The sequence below is a fragment of the Desulfoplanes sp. PS50 genome (assembly GCF_053851535.1).
Genome location: NZ_JBSPZA010000058.1, coordinates 1 through 8,475, shown reverse-complemented (window position 1 = coordinate 8,475; position 8,475 = coordinate 1). Strand labels below are relative to the sequence as shown.

8 protein-coding genes are annotated in these 8,475 nt (G+C 52.9%); 4 read left to right on the top strand and 4 right to left on the bottom strand.

The window, feature by feature from the left end:
• The 3 genes from ACTVJH_RS15390 to ACTVJH_RS15380 all read right to left on the bottom strand — a co-directional run.
• Positions 1–163, bottom strand: a 163-nt coding sequence (locus ACTVJH_RS15390) for a sugar-transfer associated ATP-grasp domain-containing protein (RefSeq protein ID WP_455992653.1), incomplete at its 3' end; no start/stop codon positions are given.
• Between the two features lie 46 nt (positions 164–209).
• Complete coding sequence (locus ACTVJH_RS15385) at positions 210–1,727, bottom strand: inactive transglutaminase family protein (RefSeq protein ID WP_455992647.1); 1,518 nt, start codon at positions 1,725–1,727, stop codon at positions 210–212.
• Complete coding sequence (locus ACTVJH_RS15380) at positions 1,724–2,380, bottom strand: ATP-dependent zinc protease family protein (protein ID WP_455992644.1); 657 nt, start codon at positions 2,378–2,380, stop codon at positions 1,724–1,726. Before ACTVJH_RS15380 ends, ACTVJH_RS15385 begins: the two co-directional genes overlap by 4 nt.
• Before the next feature lie 638 nt (positions 2,381–3,018).
• Between ACTVJH_RS15380 and ACTVJH_RS15375 the strand changes: the two genes are divergently transcribed.
• The 4 genes from ACTVJH_RS15375 (at position 3,019) to ACTVJH_RS15360 (ending at position 7,832) form a co-directional block, all read left to right on the top strand.
• A complete protein-coding gene (locus ACTVJH_RS15375; RefSeq protein WP_455992641.1) occupies positions 3,019–3,351 on the top strand; it encodes a DUF4282 domain-containing protein in 333 nt (110 codons plus the stop codon).
• A gap of 131 nt (positions 3,352–3,482) precedes the next feature.
• Entirely contained in the window at positions 3,483–5,024 is a 1,542-nt protein-coding gene (locus ACTVJH_RS15370; protein WP_455992639.1) for a GNAT family N-acetyltransferase, read from the top strand.
• Between the two features lie 235 nt (positions 5,025–5,259).
• The gene (locus ACTVJH_RS15365; RefSeq protein ID WP_455992636.1) at positions 5,260–6,669 is read left to right on the top strand and encodes a GGDEF domain-containing protein; all 1,410 of its coding nucleotides are present in this window, start codon (positions 5,260–5,262) and stop codon (positions 6,667–6,669) included.
• A 281-nt stretch (positions 6,670–6,950) separates the two neighbouring features.
• Entirely contained in the window at positions 6,951–7,832 is an 882-nt protein-coding gene (locus ACTVJH_RS15360) for a transposase (protein WP_455992650.1), read from the top strand.
• 312 nt (positions 7,833–8,144) lie between these two features.
• Here ACTVJH_RS15360 and ACTVJH_RS15355 read toward each other — a convergent pair.
• Positions 8,145–8,475 (bottom strand): hypothetical protein (locus ACTVJH_RS15355; RefSeq protein ID WP_455992633.1); only part of this gene is annotated, 331 nt, incomplete at its 5' end.

The window sequence follows — 8,475 nt, the reverse complement described above, 5'->3', positions numbered from 1 at the left end:
CAAAGGATCTGACCTCATACTGGTAGCGAACAACACCCAATAATTGCGGCGTAGCCAGCCGGAACTTCTCCGCAAGCAGTTTGGTCTTGAGTTTGTCGTCCACAAGGGGATAGCGGCTGCGCGTATTATATCGATTGATATAGGACACATTACGCCGGTTCATGCCCAAAAACCCCTTGCTGTGCAGAGAAAAGGGAGAGATCCACATATCAGTTTGTATCCCTCATCACACCGAACCGTTTGAGCTCGCTCAGTTTATATCCGGTATACTGGCCCATCAGCAGAATAGCGGCCAGAAGCACAAGATGGAGTTCAGGAAAATTGAATGTCAGATGCCGGGCAATGTCCAGCCGCATGCAGACATAGGCCAGAACCGCCACGCACAGGCTTCCCAACCCCTGGACAAACACTTCCCGACTGCCGTCCTCTTCCCACAGGATACTCATGCGCTCGATTGTCCAGGCAATGATGATCATGGGAAAAAAGGTGATGGTCAGACCGAGGTTAAAACCCATCTCGTGGCCCAGAACGCTGATGATAAAGGTCAGAAAGATGACCAGGACGATAAGTGTGGATATGCGGGCGACCATGAGCAGATTCAGACGGGAGAGATAGGATCGCAGAACCAGACCCAGGGCGACAATAAGCACAAAGGCGGAGATGCCCTGAATCAGATTCGTCTGCAAAAAGGAAAGCGCAATCAGAACCGGCATAAACGTCCCCGAGGTCCGGATGCCGACGATGATGCGCATGAAGGCTACGATTACGGCCCCCAAAGGCAAAAGCAAAAGCAGCTTGAAGACGCTTTGCTCCTCAATGGGCAGGGAGTAGAGACTGAAACGTGAGATTCCGCCCTTATCTTCCTGCAGGCTCACCAGATCCATGGCCGGAATGGTCTGTCTGAGCATGGAAAATCTGACAGTGGAATCCCCGCCCCCGCCAACATCCAAAAGAGATTTCCCGGAACGCTGCCACAACAGCATGTTTTCGGACAGGCCGTGAACACCTGTTCTCGGATTCATGGGGACCCATTTTTCCGAATCAAAAATTTCCAGAACCGGCTTGAGGGACTGATATCTGCGGGCATCCTGCAGTTCCAATCCCAGAGCAATCCGGGCCGGAATGCCGGCATGGTTCAACAAGCGCATCATCAATGCGGACAGAGAGTATTGGCTCAGCAGCAAAGCGGCATTCTGATCCGGGTCGGAGGTGGTGAGTTGCTTGCTCAGCTCCCGGGCAAAGCTCACAGGCGTGCTGGACTTTGCATAGGCCTGCTCGACCAGCTGATGGGCTGCAGTGGACTGCAGGGAATCCCAGAAAATATCAACGGGCACGGGGGCTTCGCTGTTTTCTTCAAAGGCACTTTCTGTTTCAGATTCCTCAACAAATTGTGCTTTATAATACAGCGTCTGCGGGCCCTTGGCGGTCCGGCGGGTCCACTCTCCTCTGCGCCCTTCACTGCCTTCGACGATTGCAAACCCGTAACCGGGAGAAGCCGCCTGACCGGATACCTGACGATATCCCGGAGGATTGTTCGGAAGATTCAGGCTCACGCGGACAGGGTCGCCATGGGCTGCAAAATCTATTCTGGCTTCCACAAGCCAGACAGCCTTTTCCTGCCCGGGCCTGAAAGGAACATCAAAGGCTGTATGCCGAAGCCAGGCAAGTATAAACCCCGCACAGACCAGCAGCAGGACGACACCATAGAACCCGTATTTCGATTTCATTGATGATTTTTCCCATTGATTTCTTCCTGAGGCAGTGGGGCGAGAAACTTGTGGGCTACATCCACTACCATCAGGTCACGCAAAACATTTCGACCGATCAAGGCCTGGTAGTCCATGTGGCTTCGATCCTCAAGCGTGAACTCTTCCATCCTTTCGATGCGACCGATCTGAAATTGCAGATTGACCACCGGCCTGCGGGATGCCTCCTCGTTGGCGGCCTGAATGATTTTGACCCAGCGGACAATGGGCCGCTCCACATCATAGTACGAATCTTTCTTTTCCGGGTCCTGTATCTGAAAGTGGACCCATTTGCTCCCGTCCCGCTCAAAAACCCGGATATCCCGGGCATCCAGAGAAGAAGTCGTGGCCCCGGTATCGATGCGGGCATGGAACACCTGTCCCGGGGGAACGACTCGAACCCTTTCCAGCCTTCCGACCAGGAGCTTTTCTGTATCCATGTTTTGCAAAACAGGCTGCTGATACCCCGGACTGGTCTGCTGGTCCAACACCAGTCCGCGCTTCAGGCCAGCAAGACGACGCTCTGTTTGTTGATGATTCTGAAGCATCTGAACCTGGAAAGCCTCAAAGGAAGCAATGAATTCTTTTTCAGCCTGCTGTACAATCTGTTCGTGTTCCTGGATTTGCTGCAGCATGCCTTCCTGCTTGTGAATCTGTTCCAAAAGCAATCCCGTTTTTGATTTTTCAATCTCTAATTGTTTTTCTATCACACCCAATCTGTCATTTACCTGGGACAGATCCTGTTTGGAAAGAAAATAATTATTGATTCCGCATCCTGAAATGCCGAAAAAAAATACTATAGTGATAAATGCTCGAAGGATGCATGACATTTGATTTTGCATACAGCGACCTTGCTCGTTAGTTGTTGTAAGAGGTTGAATACAGTACTCACCAAAGTCGAACCAACTCCAGCGGTGATTTGTATTCATTCAAAAATTCCGGCAGATGCCAGAAATACGGACCACCCCCCTGCCCCAGGAAAAGGCATTGCCCCTCCCGGCGCAGGAAAGGCAGAATTTCTGATCCGCTCATACGGAATGACCAACTCCTCGGCAACACATTCCGGACATCTCGCTACTTCTTTGTCACAGGGACCTCAAGCCCCCGGGGGTGATAAAATCACACGGGGCCTGAAATATTGACGAGAAGTCGACACCTGTGTAACAAAATAATAAAAATAACACTTTAATTCCCCAATAAATTACATACAAAAGTCGTGAAAAAAACATCGAAACAACAACCAAGTTAATCATATCCCCATGTTGAAAAAACAATGTATATAAAAACAATGTTGGAATTTCTCACGTTTGAAAAATTCATCAGCTACCACGCACTAATCGTATTTTACTATATCGGTGCGGTTATCTTGCCAATAATACCATTCAAATTAGCAGAATTTATACATAAAATTTTTCATACCTCCGATGCAGTATATACATCTGGAAAAGAGACATTCTGGAAATCTTTGAATGGAAAACAAAAATTACAACTATCCATAACATGTATATTCTGCTTTCTAGTAATGGAACTATTCTGGCGAATGATATTCGAATTTTTGATCGCGTACATTCAGATCCATGACTCCATATTGAGTGTACATACATAGTTTCTACCAGTCGATGTCGAAAAAATATTTTCAGCACCGACTGTATGTCCTGCCAAAAGAATGGACGTAACCGATATTCCACTTTTTTGGTGCAGGATCACCTCTCACGACACAAGCGGCAGGAGACTCTCATGGACTTCGACACCCCGGCTGAACATAAGCTGCACCTGCGGAATCTGCGCATCGAGGATTACGACCACATCCGCGCCATCATGGAACGTGTCTACCGGAATGTGGATTCTCCCTGGACCAGGGAGCAGATCGAGGCGATGGTCGAGCGGTTTCCCGAAGGCCAGATCTGCATCGAGGACAAGGGGCAGACGGTTGCCGTGGCTTTGGCCCTGATCATAGATTTTTCCGAATACGGCGACAGGCATACCTATCTGGAGGTCATTGGCGAAGGCACCCTGGAAAATCACGATCCGGACGGGGATTCTCTCTACGGAATCGAGGTCTTTGTCCATCCCGACTATCAGGGCATGCGCCTGGGTCGCAGACTCTACGATGCCCGCAAGGAATTGTGCGAAAAGCTCAACCTTCGGGCGATCATTGTAGGTGGCCGCATCCCGGGGTACCGCAAATATAAGGACGAACTCACGCCCCAGGAGTACATCAAACGGGTCACCCGCAAGGAGATCTACGACCCGGTGCTCTCCTTTCAGCTTTCAAACGATTTTTACATCCGCAAACTCCTGCGCGGCTACTACCCCGAAGATCACCAGTCCGCAGGCAACGCGGTCCTCCTAGGGTGGACCAACATCTACTATGAGGCCAAAACCCGTCTCATCGGCGGGCGCAAAACCGTGGTCCGCCTGGGCGCGGTCCAGTGGCAGATGCGCAGATTTGCCTCGTTCGACGATTTCCTGCAGCAGGTGGAGTTCTTCGTGGACACGGTCTCGGACTATGAGGCGGATCTGGTCCTCTTTCCCGAGCTTTTCAACGCCCCGCTCATCGCCCAGTTCGAAAAAGACAGTCCGCCCGAGGCCATGCGCAAGCTCGCCGGGTACACCGAGAACCTGCGCGAAGAGCTCATGCGCCTGGCGCTGGCCTACAACATCAATATCGTCACCGGATCGATCCCTGAATATCGGGACCACAAACTCTACAACGTCTCTTTCCTCTGCCGCCGGGACGGCACCTGGGATGCCCAGTACAAGCTGCATATCACCCCGGACGAACGGGGGTCCTGGGGACTGCTCGGCGGCGACCGGCTGAGGGTCTTTCAGACCGATATCGGCAAGATCGGCATCCTTATCTGCTATGACATCGAATTCCCCGAGCTGGCCCGCATCCTGGCCACCCAGGGCGTGAACATCATCCTGGTCCCCTTTTGGACGGACACCAAGAATGCCTATCTCCGGGTGCGCCGCTGCGCCCAGGCCCGGGCCATTGAAAACGAGTGCTATGTGGTCATCTCCGGCAGCGTGGGCAATATCCCCAAGGTGGAGACCATGGGGATCCAGTATTCCCAGTCCGCCATCTTCACCCCCTCGGACTTCGCCTTCCCCCATGACGCCATAGCCGCTGAAACCACGCCCAACACCGAAACCACCCTGATCGCGGATCTGGATCTTGACCTGCTCAAGGAATTGCGCCGGCACAGCAGTGTCCGCAATCTGGAAAGCCGCCGCCGCGACCTCTATTCCCTGGAGTGGCTGAACAAACAGCGCTGACCGTCTCCCTGCCGTTGTTCTTCCTGCCCGTTCCTGCGCACTTTTTCCCTTTCCCGTCTTCCCGGTAAAGCAATGCTTGAGCCATCCGGGTCGATGGCATATCCAGACATGGCACCATGAAAAATCACTTGCCTTTTCCCATGAGATAGCCACACAAGAACGTTCAAAATCAACCAGAAAAGATGCAGCATTCCCGATTTGCACACACAAGCCTGCACTGGGGTAGGAACAACAGGTGAAAAAGTCGTTTCGTCACATTCGGATCATGGTCACGCTTCTGATCCTGCTCATTGCCCTGTCCGCGTATTTCATCCTCTATATGCCCATGCGTGACGCCCTGCGACAGCTCATGCTGGACAATTTTGTCATCTCGTCGAACGCGATCGCGGACAATGCGGTCACGGTTATCGATCGGTGCAGAGAAGGGGCAGCGACCCTGTCCAGCAGAACCATGCTCAAACGGAACATGCTCGCCTTTCATGAGGGCAGAATTTCCTGGGAGGAACTGGCCAGCTACCATCGCGACCGGTATAACGAAGGCGCTGCCGCCCTGAAGCAGCTGACCAGTGCCGTGCGCATCATGGATGGCCACGTGCTGGCGGCCGTCGGCATTCCTCTTGAACCCGACCATGGATTTGAGGAACACTTCCAGACCAGGTCGCTCCGGTTCGACGTTGATCCGTCCCTAAATCCCGGCAAGGGGCAGAACGATCGGTGCGCCGTGTCGCTGACCGTGCAATCACCCATCAGGGAATCGGGTCTGCTTCTGGGACATGACTATGTCTGCTTCAATCTGTGCGGGGTTTTTTCGGAACTGCAAACCCCGGACATTCATTTTGCCATTATTCCGACCGACGAGGCGAACAGGCTGAGGGCCGAGACGGCACCGTCGTTTGCCCGACGATCCCCGGACCTTTACCGGACTGCGACCGATGTCGGGCTGCTCCGATTTCTCCCGGACGCGGATGCCGCCATTATGGTGAGCACGGGATATGCTTCCCTGTTCTCGTCCAGCACGCGACTGGCCTTTGTGAATCTCTTTCCGTTTCTGGGCGTGCTGATTATCCTTGTTGTCGGATCAAACATTTTTATCATCGGCATCCTGCACCGACTGCTCAAGGATCTCCAGTGCAGCCGGGACACCTACCGGAAACATTCCCTGCAGGATACCCTCACCGGGCTCCTTTCCCGAAGGGGGCTTGAACGCTGGGTGGAAAACGAGCTGCCCAGGGAGTCCGCGACCTTTACCGTGGTGATGGTGGATCTGGACCAATTCAAGGAGCTCAACGACAACTTCGGGCACAAACAGGGAGATGCCTCCCTGAAACAGCTGGCAGGAATCATCGGCCGCACCCTGCGCACGGATGATCTGGCCGTACGGTATGGCGGGGACGAGTTTCTGCTTGTTCTGCGCCGCACCGATGCAGCAGCTGCCGCGGGTGTGATGCAGCGGCTGGTAGCGACCCTTGCCCGGATATCCTTTCACGGCCAGGGGCTTCAGATCTCCTGGGGACTGTGCGAAGCGGACGGGCAGCAGCCTGTCACCCGGGACATCTTCGAGACATTGGTTCGCAGGGCCGACGAAGACATGTACAGGATGAAGCAGGAACACAGAAAACAGCAGGGGACTATCTCCCAGGAGTGATCCGCCCTCCAATGGTCACGGCAGCACATGCCGGTGCTCGCCTGAGAGAACCGCACAGGCCGTTTGCAGAATCTTCAACCGGCCTGTGCAACTGCGTTTTTATCCAACCAAGGAGAAAATCCGATCCAGCCACAGGCGATGGAAATGACCCTGTTGCGCCCCTGTTTCCTGGTCTGAAGCAATCTCTGGTCAGTCCGCTTGAGGAAGAAGCAGGAAAAGGGACAGGCAAATAATCCTGGCCACATCCCCTCAACCCTGCTAAACAAAACCCACTTCATCCCATACCCGCGTCCACTCCCCCGACCGTCTACCACATCATCTCCCGTACCGCCTTGTCCGGACTTCCCTTTGATGATTCTGACAAGGACACACTGCAGAGGCTGATCTCTCATTTTTCCCGGATCTATTTTACGGAAATCCTGGGGTACTGCCTCATGGACAACCACTTTCATCTCCTTGTGCGCATGTTTCCCGAAGATTACGCAGACGAGGCCGCCTTGCTGCAGCGATTCAAACTCGCCCATGGCGACAAGGCCATGCTCTCTCCGGAAAAAATTCCCGGCCTCAGGCAGAAGTGGAGCTCGCTTTCTGAATTCGTCAAGGAGGTCAAGCAGACTTTCTCCAGGTATTACAACAAGAAGAATGGACGAAAGGGATATCTCTGGGGCGAGCGTTTCAAGAGCGTCATCGTCCAGGATGGTCGGACCCTGGTCAATTGCCTGGCCTATATCGATCTCAACCCCGTGCGGGCGAATATCGTCAAGCGGCCGGAGGATTATCGCTGGTCATCGCTGGGCTACCATCTCCAGACCAACAACCGGGATGATTTCCTGAGCCTGGATCTGGGCATGGCCGACTGGGGGATCGAAACCAAGGATCGTCTGCGCCATTACCGGGAATTCGTGTACGAAACCGGAGCCCTGGATACGGGCAAGGGGGCCAGGCTGGACAAGAAGCTGGTCGAAAAAGAGCGCAAAAGAGGATACAATCTGACCCCTGCCGACCGGCTCAGATGCCGGACCCGCTATTTCACGGACTCCGGAATCATCGGCACCAAAGAGTTCGTGGCCCGGCATTCCAAGCGCTTTCATGATCATTTTGCCTGCAAGCAGGAAAAAATCCCGCGCAAAGTGGGGCTCGAAAAGATGTTCCCGCTGAAGTGACTCTTTACTACCGGATCTGGTAACTTCTCCTTGAAATCCCATCTTCCATGCGCGACCATGCGGTTGCGTGTGGCTTTGTGTGTCCAAAATCCGAAAAACAGCAGAAAAGATCCCGTTTGATGTGATGCATGGGGATGAGATTGCAAGCTGATTAGATCGAATTTGCGTTCAAGTGATGCCGGTATAACTGCAAAAAGGGCGGCAGGTTGAAGAAAACCGGGTCGAATTGCATACGCTGCCTGTTTCAAATCTTTCCGCTTCTTGCCAATATTGAAATTTTCTGAAATAATAATAAAACTAGAGTTTAGAGTCTCAGGCAGCTGAGTCATTCAAAATTTGGGCGCACTCATCCATTCCGACCTTTCGGGTCGGCTGTTCAAAGACACTCTCAACTACAATTTTAGGAGAATTTAGGCTTTTGAGCCGGTTTTCGGACTTAATATCTGTTCCGGGAAGAAACATTTTTGCTGTTTTCGGTCCCAGAACCTTCGCACCCTGTAATTGCGAAAAATTTTTGCAGCAGCCTTGGCCACCCAGCCAGCTGTTGCGGGACAATTTTTTCTCCACGGAATGGGCATCATGGATTGCGCGACGCTTGGACCGTAAACCATGGCCAAAAGACGAGTCAATCCATAGGCAATGC